This is a genomic window from Saccharopolyspora sp. NPDC045941 (assembly GCF_056431445.1).
This window is the reverse complement of sequence record NZ_JBWKKU010000028.1, coordinates 27,521-46,817: the sequence shown is the minus strand read 5'-3', so window position 1 is coordinate 46,817 and position 19,297 is coordinate 27,521. Positions and strand designations below refer to the sequence as shown.

The 19,297-nt window shown below is 66.6% G+C and carries 5 protein-coding genes; all 5 read right to left on the bottom strand.

Annotated features, from left to right (window positions below):
• Positions 1-16: 16 nt before the first annotated feature.
• The 5 genes from AC07FN_RS22780 to AC07FN_RS22760 are packed head-to-tail and all read right to left on the bottom strand — an operon-like array spanning position 17 to position 19,273.
• Positions 17-6,406, bottom strand: coding sequence for a beta-ketoacyl synthase N-terminal-like domain-containing protein (locus tag AC07FN_RS22780; protein ID WP_478397425.1), 6,390 nt, complete (start codon positions 6,404-6,406; stop codon positions 17-19).
• A 5-nt stretch (positions 6,407-6,411) separates the two neighbouring features.
• Positions 6,412-12,378, bottom strand: a complete 5,967-nt coding sequence (locus tag AC07FN_RS22775) for an SDR family NAD(P)-dependent oxidoreductase (RefSeq protein WP_478397424.1) — start codon at positions 12,376-12,378, stop codon at positions 6,412-6,414.
• Positions 12,379-12,417: 39 nt separating this feature from the next.
• Positions 12,418-13,992 carry a PfaD family polyunsaturated fatty acid/polyketide biosynthesis protein gene (locus tag AC07FN_RS22770; RefSeq protein ID WP_478397423.1) on the bottom strand — a complete coding sequence of 525 codons (1,575 nt, stop codon included), beginning with the start codon at positions 13,990-13,992 and terminating at the stop codon, positions 12,418-12,420.
• A complete protein-coding gene (locus AC07FN_RS22765; protein ID WP_478397422.1) occupies positions 13,992-17,480 on the bottom strand; it encodes an FAD-dependent oxidoreductase in 3,489 nt (1,162 codons plus the stop codon). The genes AC07FN_RS22770 and AC07FN_RS22765 overlap by 1 nt, the downstream gene beginning before the upstream one ends.
• Positions 17,477-19,273: a fatty acyl-AMP ligase gene (locus tag AC07FN_RS22760; RefSeq protein WP_478397421.1), complete on the bottom strand. Its 1,797-nt coding sequence runs from the start codon at positions 19,271-19,273 to the stop codon at positions 17,477-17,479. Before AC07FN_RS22760 ends, AC07FN_RS22765 begins: the two co-directional genes overlap by 4 nt.
• Positions 19,274-19,297: the final 24 nt, after the last annotated feature.

The window sequence follows — 19,297 nt, the reverse complement described above, 5'->3', positions numbered from 1 at the left end:
CAATGCCCCAAAGAACTCACGGGTTCTGCTCAACCACGCGCAGCGCGAGTTCCGGTACGTGGTAGATGCGAGCGCCGTCGACCCACAGCGAAGCGTCGGCCACCGCGAAGCGGCCGTCGGGGCCCTCGCCGATTTCCAGCACGTCCAACTCGACTGTCACTGTTTGGTTGGCCGGCGTGACCTGTCCCCGGTACTTCCAGGTCAGCGGCCGATCGGTCACCAACGAAAACCGCGGGTCGGTCAGGCCGTCGCCCAGCCCACGGTCGATCATGTAGAACCTCAGCAGCTGGCACATCGCTTCCACCCCCAGCGAGCCCGGTTGCACGGGGTCCTGGAAGAAGTGGGCCTTGAAATACCACTCGCCGGGCCGGATGTCCTTCTCCGCCACCACTCGGCCGAGCCCGGCCTTGCCGCCGTCGGGCCAGTACCCGGTGATGCGATCCAGCACCAGCAACATCGGACCAGCCAGTCTCAACGAGCCGTGCCCGTCGCAGGGAAGCAGCTCTCGACATGAGTCGCCGGAAAGTCGCTCGCCACTTGTGGAGGGCAGGCCTATTTGCTCGGCGAATGCCCGTGCGGGAAAGAACCCGAACACGCTCGAAGCATGCAGCAACCGTTGCCCATCGGCCTCTACGTCCACAGCGAAGGAGACGATGATCGTGCCGGAATACCGGGAAATGTCCAGCAGGGTGACCGTCGTGCGTAGCGTCTGCACCGACTGGTCCACCTCGCCGAGAATAGTGGCGCTGCCGTCCAGATTGCGGAAAAGAAGGTCCTCTTCGGACGACAGCGTGCATCCCGCGTAGGAGGCGAACCACCCGCATGGCTGCAGCGCCACTTCCATCAACACCGCCAACGGCATCACCGGGTACCCGTTCTCCGCCCAGTACCAGGCATCCGCCGGCAGATCGTATTCGGCGACGGCGTGACCGCCTGCGGTCATCGCGCCCTGCGGCGCGTCGACCGAGACGATCCGCGAGATGAAGTGGTACGGCGGCCCCGGCAACCGCGCCGAACGACGGACGCCATCGAACGGGGCGAACGCGGGGCCGAACGCATCGGTCGGCTTGCCCCAGGCCGATGCGAGAAGCCCGGGACGGCCGAAGATGCCGCTGCCAACTTCGGCATCCTGAACGGGGACCAAGGTTGCCAGCGGCCAATCCGGCACCAGGCGCAGCCCGACTCGTCTCGCGTGGAACGCCTTGACCCCGTCCACCGTGCACAGCACGTCGGCGGTCAGCGTCGGCACCGGACCCGCCGAAACTTCGGTGACGAAAACTTCGTAGGTGATCGACCGGCTGTCCGGGGTCACCTGGCCACGACAGCGCATGGCCACCGGTACGCCGGTCACCGGCTCGAACCGCCAACCGTCGGCGTCCACGGTGTGCCCGAGTGCCGCAAGGTAGAAGGCCATTGCCTGCAGGCAGCCTTCGTACATCAGGGTTCCGGGCATGCACGGGTCGTCCTTGAAGTGGCCTTCGAAGAACCAGTCATCGGCGGAGACCGGTGTTTCCGCCCGCAGATAGCCGCGTTTCCACGGACCGCCAGCCGGATCGAACTCGGTGACCTCGCGCAGCAGCAGCATCTTTCCGCCGTCGATGCGCGGGGTGCGGACGTGCGCCTGGGTGCACAGCCATTCCGGGCCGAAGCAGTCGTCCGGCCGCCCCGCCGCGAATGCGGCGACCTGCTCGGCTGAGAAGCTGCGCGCCGAGGACACCACCTGGGGTTCATCGAGCCATCGAGCGGGTTCCGGGGTCTCGCCGGCCGGATCCCACAGGACGCCGCTGGTGTCGGCAAGCTCGTGGTCGTTGAAGAACCCCGCCTGGCCGCCGCGCACGCTCAGCCTGAGTTCGCCGTCGACCCGGCAGTCGTAGTGAAAGAAGAAAAGGCGCGTGCCACCGTGGTCGCCGTGCGCGTCGATGTGGATGTCGAAGTCGAGCATCTCACCGGGCGCGGGTGGGCTGCCGTGAAAAGTCAGCTCGCAGCCCAGCAGCCGGTACACGCGTTCGCCGCGGTTGAGCAGATCCACCCCCATCCAGCTGATCAGGAGCAAGTCTGCCTGTCCTGCCTCGATCATCAGCCCGGCTGGCATGCGCCCGGTCGGATCGAGATACCACGCATCGGCGGTCACGTCGGTCTGGGTCCAGATAGTGCCGGTCCCCAACCGCCCGCGCGGCGCATCGAGCCCGGTCACCCGGTCGGCCAGCAGCATCGGAGGCTGGGGCATCCGGACCTGACGCCGAAACCCGTCCTGTGCCCGGAACTCCGGCCCGAACACCTCCGAAATCCGGCCACTCGCCAACTGCACAAGCTGCTCCCGACCGAAGATCGGGCCGCTCAACTGCCCGGTTGGGTGCTGGGTGAAGGCCGCCTCTGACCAACGTACCTGGTCAACGGTGTCCTGCACCTCGCCCAGACCGGGCGTACCGGGCCGGCTCATCAGGACCATGCGTGATTTCTCGAGCAGGGCGAGGTACTGCTGATGTACCTGGGCATGGCTTTCGAGGAACTCCTGGTGCGTCGAGGCGACGATGCGGTGCCATTCGCCGTCCGCGTGGAGTGTTTTCCTCTCGACCGTAGTCTGGACGGGTGCCGGAGTCTGGACTGGCAGTAGCGGCTCACCGGCCGGATCCGGGACCGGTGCCAGCAGCTCGCCCACGGGAGGAAGCACCGGTGCCGGCTGCATTCGCTGCTCCGGGTGCGGTTCCGGTAGCACGATCGGCGGAGGATGCGCCGCGGTGACGAACGTCTTGACCACGGGGCGTGGCGCGGGCCGACCGGTCGCCAGCGCACCGAAAAGCCGTTCGTGGTCGATGATGACACCCGCTGCGACCAATTCCGCGACCGCGCGGGTGAGCTGGCGCAGGCTCCGGCCGTCAGCCGAATCCAGCGCTACGGCCACATGTTCGCGGTCGCCGAGAATGCGTTGAATCCATCCCGTGCACAGTCCGCGCGGCCCGTGCTCGATGAACACCCGGACCCCGTCCCGCCACGCCCGCTCGACGGTCCCGATGAAATCGATTGTGCCGACCGCCTGCGCGGTCACGGCATCGGCGGCATTCTGCTCGGTCACCACGTACGGCTCCGTGGTGGCGCAGGAGTAAAAGCGCATGTCCGGCAGGTCGAAGGTGGGCCTGCGGTGCAGCTCCCAATACTGGTTCCGTACCTCGTCGACCTCCGGGACGTGCGCGGCGATGTCGTAGTCGAGCGGCAGTGCGTTCGGTTGTCCCAGCCGCCGCAGCACACGCTGGCAGCCTTCGGATTCACCGCCTAGAACACTCACCCCGGGCGCGTTCATCGCCATCAGGTGCACGGCGGGTTCGCCGGCGACGGCCTCGCGGACGGCTTCCGCTGATGCGCTGACGATGTAGGCGGCCCATTTCTCGCCCGTAACGCCATTCCGCCGCCACGCCCGGCGAACAGCGGCGAACTCCCCGGCGAGCGCGCTGGTCAACACCACGGAGTCCTCGACCTCCGCAACCAGCCGCGGTACGTCGCGCCATGCGCCCATCGCGACCAAGGCGCTGGATTCCCCCGAGGAATAGCCGATGACCGCGGTGGGTTTCACGCCGAGCAAGCCCCGCGTGATCTCCGTGTGCAGCTGACCGAGTACTGAGGCACCCCAAATCTGGTCCAACGCGCGAGGTGCCGTCCCGGCAAACGCCCATCCGATCAGCTCGGTCAGCGAGCCACAACGCTGTTCAACTCGTTGTCGGATATCCGGCAGCGCGAGCATGACCTCTCGCCCCATCCGCGGGTAGCTGGCTGAACCATTGGAGAACACGAATGCTGTTTCGCCCAAAATGGGTTTGGGCCGGAACGCCACCCCTTCCGGCTGGAGGCCCTGCCCGGCCAGCCAACGTTCGGCGGCCCCGATCCGATCGTTTAGCTGAGTATGGTCGGCTGCCCGGACGACCAGTCGCGCCGGTCCCGTGTCGGTTTCCCGGCCTGCCCGCGCGGCAGCGAGGGCAGTGGCTGCATCGGCGCCGGAAAACACGTGCAATCTGCCAGCACCATCGGCGATCCACGAATCCACGGAGTCAGCCCGGAGTCCGAGATGTCGCTCCCGCGCCCCCAGCGTCGACACCGCCACAGCCGCGCTCCGACGGTCAACGGACGGATCGGCCGGCCGGTCGACACGCGGTATCGCCCCATGCCGCACGGCCACGGCGGCGCACGCCACGGCAAGCAGCCCCTTGGCCGCATGCGGCACCCCGAAAATCTCGGCGGGGTCGAAGGTTTCTCTGGAGCTATGAGCCACCTGATTCTGCTGGTTCGCAATTTCAATGGAAATCGGATCCCTAATTTCCATTGAAATTGCACCGTCACCCACGACGAGGCCAACGTCCGGTTGGGGGTCGGTGAGGACGGCGAGTACGTCGTCGCCGTCCCGGCGCGCGTCGTTTAGGCGTTTGAGGATCAGCACGACGGCCGCATCGCCGGGTGGAACGTCGATGTTCAGGTCTGCGAGGGCTTTGCGGTGCACCTGCTCGTGGGAGAGGTCGACGGCACCGACCAACACCGCATCGGCCTCCCGCGAGCGCAAGGCTCGCTCGCCGATTTCGAGCGCCACCAGACCGGATGCTTCCTCCGCCGAGACGGTGAAGCTCGGCCCGGCCAAGTCCAACTGGGCATTGATCCGGTTCGCCACGGCGTTCGGCATCGTGCCGACGACCGCGGGAGCGTCGAGGACCGGCGCGAAAGCGTTCGGATACTGCTCGCGCTGCTCCGATTCGCCGAGGTTGCTCGCCACGCGTGTGCGGGTCGGATAGCGGGCCACCTCGACATCGCAGCCCATGCCGATCAGCACCATCGTCCGATCCCGAACCAGACTGACATCGCGCACCGCCTCGCGGGCGGCCTCCAGAATCGACACCTGCTGGCCCAGCGACTTCTGCAGGTCCGCCGGTGGCACGCGAAGTTCCGGGACAGCGACCGCGTAGTCGACGGCACGGCCCAGGCGGGGGGTTCCACGCAGTAGCGCATCGCGGAACTCGTCGGAGTCCGCGCAGTCGGCGACTCGCGCGCCGATACCCACGATCGCGACCTCATCGGGTCGTGAGTGCGAAGACCGGTGGGGGGCGGTTTTCGCACTTACGACCACGTTGTCACCTGTCCATTGTTCGAGGACCAGGTGGGCATTGTTGCCGCCGAAGCCGAACGCGCTGATCCCGGCACGGCGGTGGCCTTCCCATGCTTCGGCTTCGTGCAGCAGGCGCAATGGGGTGTCGCGCAGCGCCTCGATCGGCTCGTCGGCTCCGAGCGTTGGAGGGCGAATGCCGGCGTCCATCGCGGCAAGCACCTTCAGCACACCGGCGGCTCCCGCGGCCGTGATGAGGTGGCCGGTGTTCGACTTCGCCGAACCGATCGGCAGATCCCGCGCCCCGGCGAAGGCCCGCGATGTGCTGCGAACCTCGACCGCATCGCCGAGGCTGGTGCCGGTCGCGTGGCACTCGAGAAGCGACACCGACTCGGGCGAGATCTCAGCGTCGGTATAGGCATGCTGGAGCGCGCGAACCTGGCCCTCCTCGGTGGGCACCAGGATGCCTTTCGACCGTCCGTCGTTGGACAGTCCGACCCCGCGAATCACGCCACGAATCCGAACGCCCGCGGCGAGTGCGTCGGACAACCTCATCAGGGCGACGAAGGCCGCACCTTCGGCCGGGACCAGGCCGTCGGCGTCGCGGTGGAAGGGACGGCTGCGTCCAGTGGGGCTCAGCGCGGACAGCGCACTGAACGCCTGGTGGATCGCGAGATCGTCGGTCCGGTTGACCGCGCCCGCCACCATGAGGTCCGCCGCGCCATCGTGCAGGCGATCGCACGCCAACTTCATCGCGTAGAGCGACGATGCGCACGCCGCGTCCAACGCGAACGCGCCCGCACCCAAGCCGAGCGCGGCCGCCGCGAAATGCGCCGGGATACCGGAGGAAAACCGGTTCAGCGCGCTGGGCTCGGGCCCATCGAGCAGGCCGGACAAAACCGCCCGGACAGCAGGCGTCTGGTCGGACAACCACACGCTCTCGGCAAAACGCACCATGCCATCCGTAGGCAGCGACAGATTGCCGAGCACCAGTCCGGCGCGTTCGTGGGGCTGGTTGATGCCTGCTTCTCCCAGTGCTTGACGTGCACCGTGCAGTACCCAGCGATACGACTCGTCCAGCACGTCGATCCGCGCGGCATCGACCTGCAAACCATCAGGATCGAAGACATCGGCGAAGCCGGAGACATAACCGCCGACGTCGCTGCGGATGCCAAGCGGCACGTCGCCGGCGGGCAGTCTCCAACGGCCTTCGGGAACCCTGGTGAGGCTGACATGGCCTTCGATGATGTTGTCCCAGAACGCATCCGGGTCAAGTGCGCCCGGTAGTACGCACCCACGACCAACGATGGCTATCGGCTCGAACACGCCCGTCACCTCCCGCTCGGGGCGCCATCGGGGCGGGCCACCAAGCGAAGCCGGTGAAGCTCGGCGACGGGTGTGCCATCGGCGGCGCAGAGCTGGAGATCGCACTCAGCATGAGCGCTGTGCACCTCTCCCGCTCGGATGATGCTCGTGCCCGCACCATCCAGCATTCCCGGACGATGCAGCCGGAATTCGCCGACGCCCATGGGCAACGCGGCGGTCCCCAGTGCCCGCTCAGCCCACAAAGTCGCCAACTGGATACCGCCGTCCACCGCCGCCGGGTCGGTGTGACGGTGCTCATCCGGCCAGCCCAGCGCACGCGCGCCGACAACCGTCCCAACTGCTCCGGCCGCGGAAACCCCGTCGACGCCGCGGAGGGCCTGGAACGCCGGACCGTGAAACAGCAGGTAGCCGTCGTAGATCGGCCTGTCGCCGAAGGCGTCCAGGCCCGCCGGGACGTCCCATCGGCGCGGTGCGTCGACCGCAGTTTCAGTTGTTTCAATTGAAACTGCGGTCTCTCGGAAGCCCAGTTGTGCTCGGTAATGCGGCAACTCCCCCGTACCATGCAGGACCAGGGATCCGCCCGGCGCACAGGTGATGCGCACGACATCGCCGTCTCCGGCGAAGTGGTCAAGGGTGATCTTGCGGAGTACGTCGAGGTCGCGAAGCGCAGCGGTTTCACACGTCCCGGACAGGCGCGCCGCGGCGGTGAACCACTCCAGCACCATCGCGACCGGCACCACCGTCGTTCCGGCAACGGAATGGTCCGCCAGATACGGATGCGACCGGTCGGTGACCACGATCTCTCCGGCTGCACTGGGCTCGGCTTTCGGGAAGGTGCCCGCGGCAACCACGACCTGCACAGGTTCGCGCGCACCCAGTACCTCATCGACGAAGGCTTTCGCCCCTGCTTCGATCGGGATCAGCTGGACTCCGGAGGCCCGCAAGCGGTCGGCCAGCGACGCATCCACCATCCCGCCGTCCCACGGGCCCCACGCAATGGTGCGGACCAGGCATCCCGGGCGTTTCGCGCGCTCTGCCGCGGCGATCTGGGTGATGACCTCGTTGGCCATGGCGTAGTCGCTCTGTCCCGCGTTGCCGTAGCAGGCTGCGACCGAGGAGAACACGCAGAGGAGATCAAGGGGATCCTCGGCTGTCACGTCGAGCAAGGTTCGCAGGCCGTCGACCTTCGTGCCGAAGACGTAGTCGAGCTGTTCGTCGGTCTTGTCCTTGATGGTCTTGTCCGCCAGCACCCCGGCACCGTGCACGAGCCCAGTGATCGGCCCCCACTCCGCGCGCACTCCCGCCAGGGCTTTGCTCAGCGCCGCGCTGTCGCGGACATCCACGGGCAGATAGCGGGCCGGCGAACCGCAGGATTCCAGCGCGTCGAGCGTCGCCCGGATTTCGCGGCACGAAAGCACTCTGGCGGCTTCGGACCTGATCCGCTGCGGTGCAGCTGACTCACCACTGGTCCGCAGGTGCCCGGCCACCGCTTCCCGCACAGCTGCCTCGCCGGACACGCCAGAGAGGTAAGACGGCTCTTCCTCCAAGGCCGTGCGGCCGAGCAGGACGACCTTGGGTTTGCGTGCGGCGGCGAGGGCTCGCGCCGCCATCGCGGTCACGCCGCGCGCTCCGCCGCTGATGACGATCACAGAATCCGGCCCGATCACGTCGGTCCACGAGTCGCCGAACGGCGCCTCGGCGTGGTGAAGCACGGTGCGGGCGCCGTCAGCGGTCAGTCCCACGTCGGTCACCGCACCACCGGTGAGCAGCTCAAGCGCGATTGCCCGCGCCAGCTCGGCGCCGCTGCGCCCACCCCGCTCGCAGTCGATCGCTTTGACCGCCGTCCCCGGCCATTCCTTCGCGGCGGTACGCGCCAGCGCCGCGACCCCGCCGACCCACACACGTTCCGGTGCGCAGCCGGACAGCCCGAAGTCACCACCGGTGTCCTGCACCGCAACGAAAACCCTGGGTGTTTCCGAACGACCAGCGACCATCGCGCGAGCCACCCGCAATGCCTCCCGGTTGACCGCGATGGCCTCCTCTGCCGAGCCGGAGCGCAGGCCCCCGAGGAAGATGACGCCGTCGGTGTCGGCCGGTACATCCGCGGTGACGAACGCGCGCACACCGTGCTCGACGAGTTCGGCCGCGAGAGGCTCGGCCACGCCGGTTCCGTCCTCGGTGATCGCTATCGACGCGCCGATCAACCCGGGCAGCGCGAAGCCGACCGCCGGTGCCCGCCGGGTGGAAATGGCCTGTCGCGTCAACTCGGTTTGGTTGTAACTCGATGTTACTTCCTGGGGCGCGGCAGGTTCGGCTTCGACCTTCACCACGCCGCTATCCCCGGCACCTAGCAGTTCAGCCACCTCGCCGAGCGTTCCGGCGGCTCCCAGCAACGCCGGATCAACCTCTGCCAGATTCCGAACCCGCTCCCGCACCGCCGAAAGAATCTCCACCCGCTTGATCGAATCAATGCCCAGATCCGACTCCAACTCCATGCCCGCATCCAGCACGCTCAACGGATAACCCGTCTTCTCCGCCACCACCTCCAACAACAACGCCACATCAACACCGCTGGAATCCGGCTGGGCAGCCGGGTTCTCAACCGAATCCCGGTATGCGTCGTATGACGGCGTGACGGAATCAGAAGCGGGAACCTGGACACCCACGGGTTCCGGTGGAGCCGGTGACACTTGGGGCAGGGCGTAGCCGGCATGGTCCCACGGGGCAACAGCGGGCTGCACGGCAGCCGCTTCGGGCACGCTAGCGGGAGACAACCCACCGGGCGCTGCTTGCGGCACGCCGCCGGAAGACAACCCACCGAGAGCCGCTTCGGACATGCGGAGGAACGCCAGGTGCGTCTCGGCCATCACGCGCTGGTAGGTGGCATGCGCTTCGCTCGCCTGCCGCTGCGTCTCCCGCAACGCGTCCAGCCAGGGGTCCGAAACGAGGTGAGAGCCACCCCGGACCAGGTTGCTCGGTGAAGGGTGCCCCTGGCCCTCACCTGGCATCCAATCGGGGGGAGGTCGATGTCCGTGGACGACAGGTCCGTCCACGGGTTCGGGAAATGGGCGGGTGCTTTCGGCTTGCTGTGGTGGGTTGGGTCGCGGGAGTTCGTGGGCACCGCCGGGCGGTGGATACGGTTTGCCGTAGTTCGCACCGAGCAGGTCCACTGTCATGCCGGGTTTTTCGTCCATTCGGGGTTCCTCGATCGGCGTGAACGGGCACCACAGTGCCTCGAAGTTCAGGGGGATGCCGCGCACGGCGAGCTGGGCCAGCCCTTCGTGCAGGGCGGTGACCCCGTCGGTGCGGGCGTGATCCAGGCTGACCGACAGGTGTTCGCGTCCGGCCAGGATGTCGTTGGTCAGCCTCGTGAGGGTCGCTCCCGCACCGACCTCGACGAACGTGCGGACACCGTTGGCGTGCATATTCTCGATCTGGTCGACGAACCGGACCGGCCGTTGAAGGTGGTCGGCGAGGCGGTCCCGGATCGCGTCCGGGTCGGGCGGGTAGCGATCGGCTTCCGCGTTCGAGTACGCCGCGATTCGCGGCGGCTGGAGTTCCACAGCCTCGAGGGACTCCCGCAGCGGTGCGCGGGCGGTGTCCATGAGCGGGCTGTGGAACGCGGCGGCTGTGTTCAGTTTCCGGGCGGCTCGGCCAGCTTCGGCAAGCCAATTCACCAGCCGATCGATTGCCTCGTTGGTGCCGGATACCACGACTTGCTTGGGGGCGTTGTGGTTGGCGACCCACAGCTGGTCGTCGAGTTCTGCAACGATCGAGCGGACGTCATCGATGGAACCCGCGACCGCGAGCATAGCTCCTTGTGCAGTGGCGGCGTCCCGCATCAGTTCTCCGCGCTTGCGTGCCAGCCTGATGAGCGTCTCGGCGTCGTAACAACCAGCGACGTGCAACGCAACCAGCTCTCCGAAGCTGTGCCCCGCAACGGCATCCGGCGAGACGCCCAAGGTACGCAGAACTTCCAGCAGCGCGAGGCTTTGCACAGCGAGAGCCGGCTGTGCCCACTCCGTGCGGGTCAGCCGGCGGTCTTGCTGAGCCCGCTCGTCCTCGGTGAAGACGGGAGGCGGGAACACCACGCGGTGCAGCGCGACACCGTCGAAGCAGATTCCAGCGGCCGAGTCCCATGCACTTCTGGCGGCCGGGTGAAGCATCGCCAACTCCGCGCCCATCCCGACGTACTGGCTCCCCTGCCCGGAGAACAGGAGTCCCAGCTTGCCGGGATCGATACGGCGAGGCGCATAGTAGACACCTCGCGGGCCGGACAACGCCGTTTCCGGATTTGCTTCGATGCGGTCCGCGGCCTCTGCCAGCTTCGCGGTCAGATCGGCGTCGGTGGTCGCCACGATTGCCAGTTTGGACTGGGCGGTGTGGTCGAACGTGCCTTGCGTCTCCCGCGCGATCGTGGCCAGCGGGCGGGAGACACCTGAGCTTGCCCGGCACGCGCTCACCAGCGCATGCGGGGAATCGGCCGAGAACAGAACCAGCTCGGACGAGGCTACCCTGGTCAACTCGGGCTCACGGCTCTCCGACCCCGGCGAGGGCCGGTACTCCTCCAAGGTGATGTGAAAATCTGTTCCGCCGAAGCCGAAGCTGGACACAGCGGCGCGCCGCGGCTGGCTGCCATCGCTGATCCACGGACGCGCCTGGGTGTTCAGGTAGAACGGGCTGTCGGCGAATCCGAGTGCCGGATTGGGGCGGTCGACCTTGATCGTCGGCGGCAATACCTTTTGGCTCAATGCGAGCGTGGCCTTGAGCAGGCCGGCAGCGCCCGCCGCGTTCTTGGTGTGGCCGATCTGCGACTTCACCGAGCCGAGCGCGCACCACTGGGCGTCGGACCGTCCGGCCTCACCGAACACCGCTCGAAGCCCGGCGAACTCGGCGGCGTCCCCGGCGGCGGTTCCAGTGCCGTGCGCCTCGACGAGCTCCACCGTTTCCGGACCGTAGCCCGCTGCGTCGTAGGCCCGGCGCAGCGCCCTGGCCTGTCCTTCGGGCACCGGCGCGTAGATGGAGCTGCCGCGCCCGTCCGAGGCGGTGCCGATGCCGCGGATGACCGCGTGAATCCGGTCGCCGTCGCGCTCGGCATCTTCGAGGCGGCGAATCGCGAACAGGACAATCCCTTCCCCGAGAACCATGCCGTCGGCTTGGTCCGAGAAGGGACGGCAATCGCCAGTTGGAGAAAGCGCGGGTGTCTTGCTGAAGCAGGTGTACATCACCGGATCGTTGAGCGTGTCCACCCCGCCCGTGATCACCAAGTCGGCTTGACCCGTGGCGAGTTCGTTTGCACCGCTGGACAACGCAGCCAACGAGCTCGCACACGCGGCGTCCGTGGTGTAGTTGCTCCCGTGCAGGTCGAACCTGTTGGCGATCCGCCCGGCCACGACGTTGCTGAGCAAGCCAGGCAGGCTCGCCTCCTGCCACGGGACGTAGTTGGCTGCGATTCGGTCGCAGATCGCCTGCGCCTGGTCTTCGTCGATGCCGCTCTCCCGCAACGCCTTCAGCCACACCGGCCGCTGGATGCGACTGCCCATGGTGGTCAGCAGTTCCAGCGACGACGTACCGAGGATTACGCTCACCCGCTCGCGATCCACACCCGACAAGCCGGTAAGACCGGAGAGCAGTTGTTCGGCTGCCACGAGTGCAAGCAGTTGACTGGTGTCGGTGGCTTCAATCACCTTGGGGGGAATGCCGTGAGCGAGCGGGTCGAAGGGCACGGGGGAGAGGAACGCGCCGCGATGCGCATAGGTCTTGTCCGGTGCCGCCGGATCCGGGTCGTAGTGGTCCTCGACCAGCCAGTGCGTGGCGGGCACGTCGGTGACCTGGTCTTCTCCCGCCACAGCAGTGCGCCAAAATCCGCCCGGATCGGAAGAACCGGGCAGCAGCGCGCTGACCCCGACTATCGCGACCGGCGGCATGGTTCTCGCTCTCGCCTCGGGCATGGCCTTGTCCTTCGGTTTCATCGGGGTTGTCGAGATCAGGACCCGTGAGTCAGTGGCTTCTCATGTCAGCCTGCGCGGCGTGAAGCGGAAAGCCGTCGCGGGCACCGGCACCCCGTAGGTGCGCAGTTGGTGGGCTCTGGTCACCACAGCCGCACCTTCCAGCAGATTGCGGGCTACCTGCACGACACCGCGGTTCGCCGGATCTGCCAGGAAACTGCCGGCCACCCAGCGGTTGAACGCCCCCGTTGCCGGCCCGCACCAGAGCTGGTAATCGGCGCGGCGCGGCGTCTCGCCATGGATCGCCCACCAGCTCGACCTGCCCAGGTACCAGCGGCACACCAGCGCCATGCGGTGTTTCGGATCGGCCTCGGCGCGAGAAAGCTCGGCAGGATCTCGTTCCAGCCAGTAGCGCCGCGTCTCCGCCCAGATGTCCGCGATCGTGGCGCCCAGCACAGTGCGTTCGAGCTTCTCGGCCTCCCGGTCGGGCATTTCGTCGAACGACCGATACTGCCGGTAGATCTGGTACAGCTGGTTGGCACGCGGGCCGAACATGGTGCCTTTGCGGAGCACCTGCACCTTGGCACCGAGCTCGAACATGTCCGAGGCTGGTGCCATCATCACGTCCGCGATGTCGGCCGCTGCGAGCATTTCCTTCGCTTCCGCCGAGATTCCGGCCTCCAGGCAGGTCTGGTTCACCGACCCGGTCAGCACGTAGGCCGCGCCGGCGGCAAGGGCCGACGCGACACCGTGGGGCGTGCCGAGGCCACCCGCAGCCCCGATCCGAACGTTGCGCCCATGCCGGAAGTGGGTGCTCAACGCATCGCGCAGCTCCATGATCCGGGGCAGCAACGATGCAAGCGGCCGGTTGTCGGTATGCCCACCGCTGTCCGCTTCCACGGTGATGTCCTCGGCCACGGGGACGCGCTTGGCGAGTTCGGCTTCGTCGGCGGTGATCCGGCCATTGAGGACCAGCTCATCCAGCAGGCGCTGCGGTGCCGGCGCGAGGAACTTCTCCGCGACCTCTGGGCGGGAAATCTTCGCGAACAGCCGTGTCCCGCGGACGATCCGACCACTGCGGTCTTTTCGCAGTCCGGATGCTGCCAACTGGACCACGGTCGCAGTCAGATCCATGAACGCGGAGGCCGAAACCGCAGGCACCTGCTCGCGGAGGAGCATGTCGACCAGGTGCCTCTCCCACGCCGGATTCTGTGGTGCGTGGATGAGGTTCACTCCCCAGTTCTGGCGTCCCGGCAACGCTTTCCGGAGGTTCTGCACCGTCGACGTCACCTTGGGAACGGGGATACCGGCGGCGCCGAAGAAGCCGAGCATGTCCGCTCGTGCCATGGCGATCACCAGCTCCGCGGTTGCGATCCCGTTCGCCATTTCGCCCGCGACATAAGGAAACCGCGTGCCATGAACCTCGTTGAAGGACCGGTCACCCAGCCATTCCGGGTACAGCGGCGGCAAGGTGGCCAGCACACGCCGACCGCGCGGGTCGCCGACGATGGCACCGATTCCGTTGTCGGGCGTCGCTACGATCTGAACTTCTTCACGAATCCTTGCTACCACGTCAGCGAGCGACTCCTGCGATCCTGGCCGCACGGCGCTGGGTGCCGTGGTCGAGGAAATCTTCATCACTTCTCCGGCAGCGTCTCGTCGAGCACTTTCCGCAAGGTCGCGGCCAACCCGCGCAGGTCAGCCCCGCCGATGATGGTGAAGTGGTTGCCGGGCACCTCATGCACGCGCAGTCGAGCCATCTGCACCGACGCCCAGCCGTTGTGGGGATCACCCACCGGTATCGCTGGTCGCCGCGCCTCGCCGAACACTGGCGGAAAAGGTTCGACAGCGCGAAGCAACGTCATCGACAGATCAGAGGGCTGAGGCCGGTAGGCGATGTTGGCTTCCAGATTCGACTGGAACACCGGCAACAGCCGATCGAGTAGTCGATCGGCTGCGACCGCGCCCATGATCCGGAGCTCCCTGCTGACCAGCTCCCGGCACTGGACCGACGTCAGTGCGGGATCCACCCTCAACGCATCCCATTGGGCTCCCGACATCGCCCGGTGCACCGCCACCAACTCCTCCAGCGCGGCACGCTCATCCCAAACCGGTGCGGTCTGCCCACCGTGCGGAAGGTAACTGTCGATCCCCACCACCTCGGCGACCTCTGCCCCATCACGCCGCAACCGGCAGCCGATCTCGTACGCGACCAGACCACCGAACGAGTAGCCACCAACGACGTAGGGACCACGCGGCTGGACCGCGTAGATGTCCTCGATGTACCGGTCGGCGAGTTCCTCGACGGTCGCGAGTGCCGGCTCGCCGCCGTCATACCCGGGGGCTTGAAGCCCGTAGAACGGGTATCCTGGCCCCAGATCGTCGGCGAGCGCCTGTAACTGATGCGCTGCTCCGACCGCGCCTCCGATGCAGAAGAAGGGCCGTGGCGGAGTCAGCGCAACAGCCAACATCGGTTTCCGCTCCACCTCACGCGTGTCGGCGTGCTCACCGTCCATCAGCGTGACGAGTTGGCGTGCCACCGTCTCCAGTGTGGGATGTTCGAGCAACAGCGTTGGCGGGACGCGGAAGCCCAGCCAGTCGGATAGCTCGGCCTGCAGACCGGTGGCCGTCAGCGAGTCGAGCCCGTAGTCATCCAGTGGGGTCTGTGGGTCGATCTCGGCCACGGGACGGCCGAGATCGGCCGCGAGCTGCCGAGTCAGCCACTCCAACAGCTCGGCTTCGGAGTGCACCTGGTATCGCGGTGCGCCGCGCCGGCCTCGCTCGCGGCTGTCGTCGGCCACTGGAGCTGCGAAGTAGCGGTGCGCGAGATCCTGGGCATAAGCCACATTGGTCTCGATCAACTCGAACCCCAGGAGACTCCCGACGTGGTACGTCTGCCGGTCTCCTTGCATGCGCTCGAGGCGATCGAGAACACCGGCCTTGAGATCCGCGGCACGGAAGTGCGGCATGAACGGCCATCGTCTGGCGACCAGCACATCGGTAACCTGGCCACCCATCGCGGCCACATCTTCACGAAGCTGCCGGACGATGTCCGTGGTGTCCAGGCCTTGCGCCCCGTAGGAATAGCAGGTGTAGACGTCCGTGTCATCATACCGGTTGTGGTAGGCGACGCAGTGGCCAGGTTGCGGTGCCGCCCCCTTGGAGCGCACGAGATACATGCCGGCTCTGGGCAGTCCGGAAATCCGGCAAAGCACGGTGTAGTAGTCGATCGTACGAACCCTCGACGCGATATCCCGCTCATCGGCGGTGGCGTCGAGCACATCGACGACCTGGTCGAGTGGAACGGACAGGATGAGCGAATCCGCATGTACGGGACCGGAATCGGTTTGCACGACGACGCCGCTGGATTCGCGCTCTATCGATGTGATGCGCGTACCGGTGCGCACATCGGAAAGACTGTCGGCAACCCGCTGCCACAGCCTCCCGAAGCCGCCGGATACCGTGAAGGGCCCGGCATGGCCGGTGGTTTGCGGACCAAGGGAAACCAGGCCGGTCATCTCGGCATGTTTGACGAAGTACAGCGCGGGGACATCGTCGTTCGGATAGCCGTATCCCGAAGCGGTGTAACCGGATCCGAGCGAATCCGTCATACCCAGGAGATCGTTGCCGACCACCCATTCCGATATCGACTGCGACAACGACACTGCGGAGTGCGCCAGGCCGGCCGTCGCGATGCCTGGAAAGGCCTGCTCCCGCAGCTGCGTGTACCGGGAGAACTCCGATCTCCGGAAGAAAGATGCACCCGGCGATCTGCGAAACCACCGGTCGGCGTCATATTCGTAGGTCGCTGTGGCTTTCACAGTGTCGACACCGAGTTCTGCCGCTAATTCGGCAAACCGCTCGTAGCGCGGTGTGCAGATGTGGGCGCCCAGATCGTAGGCACGCCCGTCGACGTCGATCGAGACAACCTTACCACCGACGACCGGCTCGCGCTCCAACACCACCACGGTGTGCCCGAGGCGCTCCAACTCACGCGCGATAGTCAGCCCGCTCGGGCCCGCACCGACGACGCAGACCGTTTTGGCGAGCGGCCCCTTTGACCCAGTTACTTGTTCATGGGCGCCCCTTGCCTCAACCAGCGCCGTCCGCGCGGCGTGCATCTTCCGGTATATCAGGGCACGGGCGTGGTTTACCGAGGCCGCTTCAAGCGGCGACCGGCCGAGCGCGATGCCAAGACCTTCCGGGGCGTGGGCAGGGTCGAACACCAGGGCTTTCGCCGTCTCGGTGTTGACAACGGCGTCGAACTGCACTCGCGCGATCGTGTGGTATCCCTCAGTCCACACGACCGATGGATCGAGCGCGGCCTGATTGCTGTCTGAGGAGTCGGTCACCGGATGCAGTTGGATTTGCAGCAGTGCACCGAATCCGCCGTCCGAAACCTGCTCGACGAGCTCATCCCGGAGAGCAGTCGGCGGTCGCGGATCAGTGGGATCCCTGGCGAGGAAATCCGGTGGCACGGGCGGAAAAAGGCGATGGCCAGCGACGTGCTGTCCGCAATCGGCCCTGTCTTCCGCCGGTACGAGCCGATAACGCGCCAGCCAAGGACGCCCGGTGGCGTCCACGTGCACGCGCGGCGCCTGCGAGTGGTAGTGGTACCGCATGAACGAGACCGGATCGCGGACCTGCTCCCACAGCAGTTTCCCGGCACGCGGATTCGACCGGACCATGTCCTGGCGGTCCTGATCGTTTCCCAGCAGAAAGCGCACGAAGGCCGCGGCATTGCCGGCGAAAAGTGCGCGACCGGTGTTCAGCGTCAGATTGAACTGCGGCTCCCCGGAACCAGCGGGATCCAACCACAACAGCGACGCACCACGGGTTCCGGGGGCGATGTCGTCCGACGATTCACCGTTGCTGTACCTGGCAATCAGCGGATATTGCTTGCCCGCCGCGAAGAACGGGTGCACGGAGATCCCCGCGACGTCAACGAACTCGATATGCCCGCGCACGCAAGCGCCTGCACCGTGGAAGAGGCGTTTGCCGGTTGAGGTCACCACCGTCTGGAATTTCCGGAGCAGTGCGGTGAAGTCCGCGTCGACGTCGTGCAGTCGGGGATCATCCGGCCCGGTGCAGATGCGCAGCCCCGGGACCAGAAGTTCACTACTCATCGGGCGTGCTCCTCTAAACGCTGAAGGTACTGCGTGCGGCACGCGGCGCGGCGCACCTTGCCGCTGGTCGTCTTGAGCACCAGTCCTGGCGCACCCACGACCACCTCGTCGCATGCGATCCCGTGGGCTTCCCTGATCGCGCGACGAACCGTCCTGGTGATTTCCTCGTCATTGTCGGCAACAGGCGCGCCATCCACCATTTCCACGAAGATGATCAAACGCTCGCCCTGGCCCGATCCTGCCGAGGGAACCGAGAACGCGGCGACCCCGCCGGGGCGGATCAGCGGATGACACCCGCGAACAGTTTCCTCGATGTCCTGCGGATAGTAGTTATCGCCCCGGATAACGATCAGTTCCTTGAGCCGACCGGAGACGAACAACTCTCCGTTGCGAAAGAACCCGAGATCACCTGTCCTCAGATACTCGCGGGGATCGTCGTCGGCGACGCGAGCACGGAATGTCTCGCGGGTCTCGTCCGGCAGGCCCCAGTACCCGAGTGCCTTGGTGGGCGAGTCGACCCAGATCTCCCCGACCTGACCGGGGTCGCACGGTTTGCTGGTGGCCGGATCGACGATGCGAACGTTGGCACCTTCCTTGGTGACCCAACCGCTGCCGTAGAAACCGGCGGCACCCTGGGTGGAGTCGGCTTCAACCGGCTCCACCCGGCCCTTCTCCAACTCGCGCTTGTCCACCCACAGCGGACCACCGCTTCCCATGCTCAAGCTCAACGTGTGCTCGGCCATGCCGTAACCGGGGTGGAACACCGCAGGTTTCAGTCCGGTCAGCATGAAAGCGTTCCAGAACCGCTCCATGGTTTCCGGGAGCACCATTTCTCCAGAAGAACCGAGAACTCGTACAGAGCTGAGGTCCCAATCTGCGCGCTGCTCCGGAGTCGTCTTCCGGACCATCAGGTCGTAGGCGAAATTCGGCGCCGACGTGTGCGTGGCGCGCACCCGGGACATGACGTCGAACCACACCGAGGGCCGCTGCAGGAAGCTGAGCGGAGACATCACGTAGGTCCGCCCGGAGTGCCCCGCGATGGTGTTCAGCAGGAAGCTGATCAGCCCGAGATCGTGGAAGTGCGGAACCCAGGTGACGGCGACCGTGTCGTCGCCCAGTGCCAAATCCGCGGCCAGGAACTGCAACTCGTGGCTGATGTTGCGATGGCTGACGATCACGCCTTTGGGGAACCCGGTCGACCCGGACGTGTACTGCAGGAAGACCGGCTCGTCCGGATCTTCCGGATTGTACCAATGCCGCGGCTCGACCACGTCCACCTCGCCGCCGCGGCGTGAATCGGTGGCCAACCACGGAATCCCGGGCATTTTGGGCGCTTCGGGCGGCAGTGGGTGTGCTCTCAACGCCGCATCGATCGCCCCCTGGTAGGCATCGTGGGTGAGCACGACACGCGCACCAGAGCTGGTGGCGATAGCCGCCAAGGCCCCGGTTTCCTGCGCGAGTTTCAGCGGGTTTTGCGGTGCGACCGGAACTGGAATCACTCCGCACGCCAGGCAGCCGAGGAACGCGCTGATGAAATGCAGCGATGGCAGGTACACCAGCAACGCCCGGTCGCCACGCCGGACGCCCTCTGCTTCCAGTAGCGACATGGCCCGCTGCGCGTCGTGAGCCAACCTACGCACCGTCATCGACTCGACGTCGCGGCCGTAGTCGTCGACGAACACGAAGAGCTCGCGGTTCATGTCACGGTCGTGGAGATCGATGAACGCCGACAGAATCGTGCCTGCACCAAGGCCCGAGGCCGGGTTCAGATCCGGCTCAACTTCCAAATGCATGGCGAGTCTCCCTGTCTACGGCCG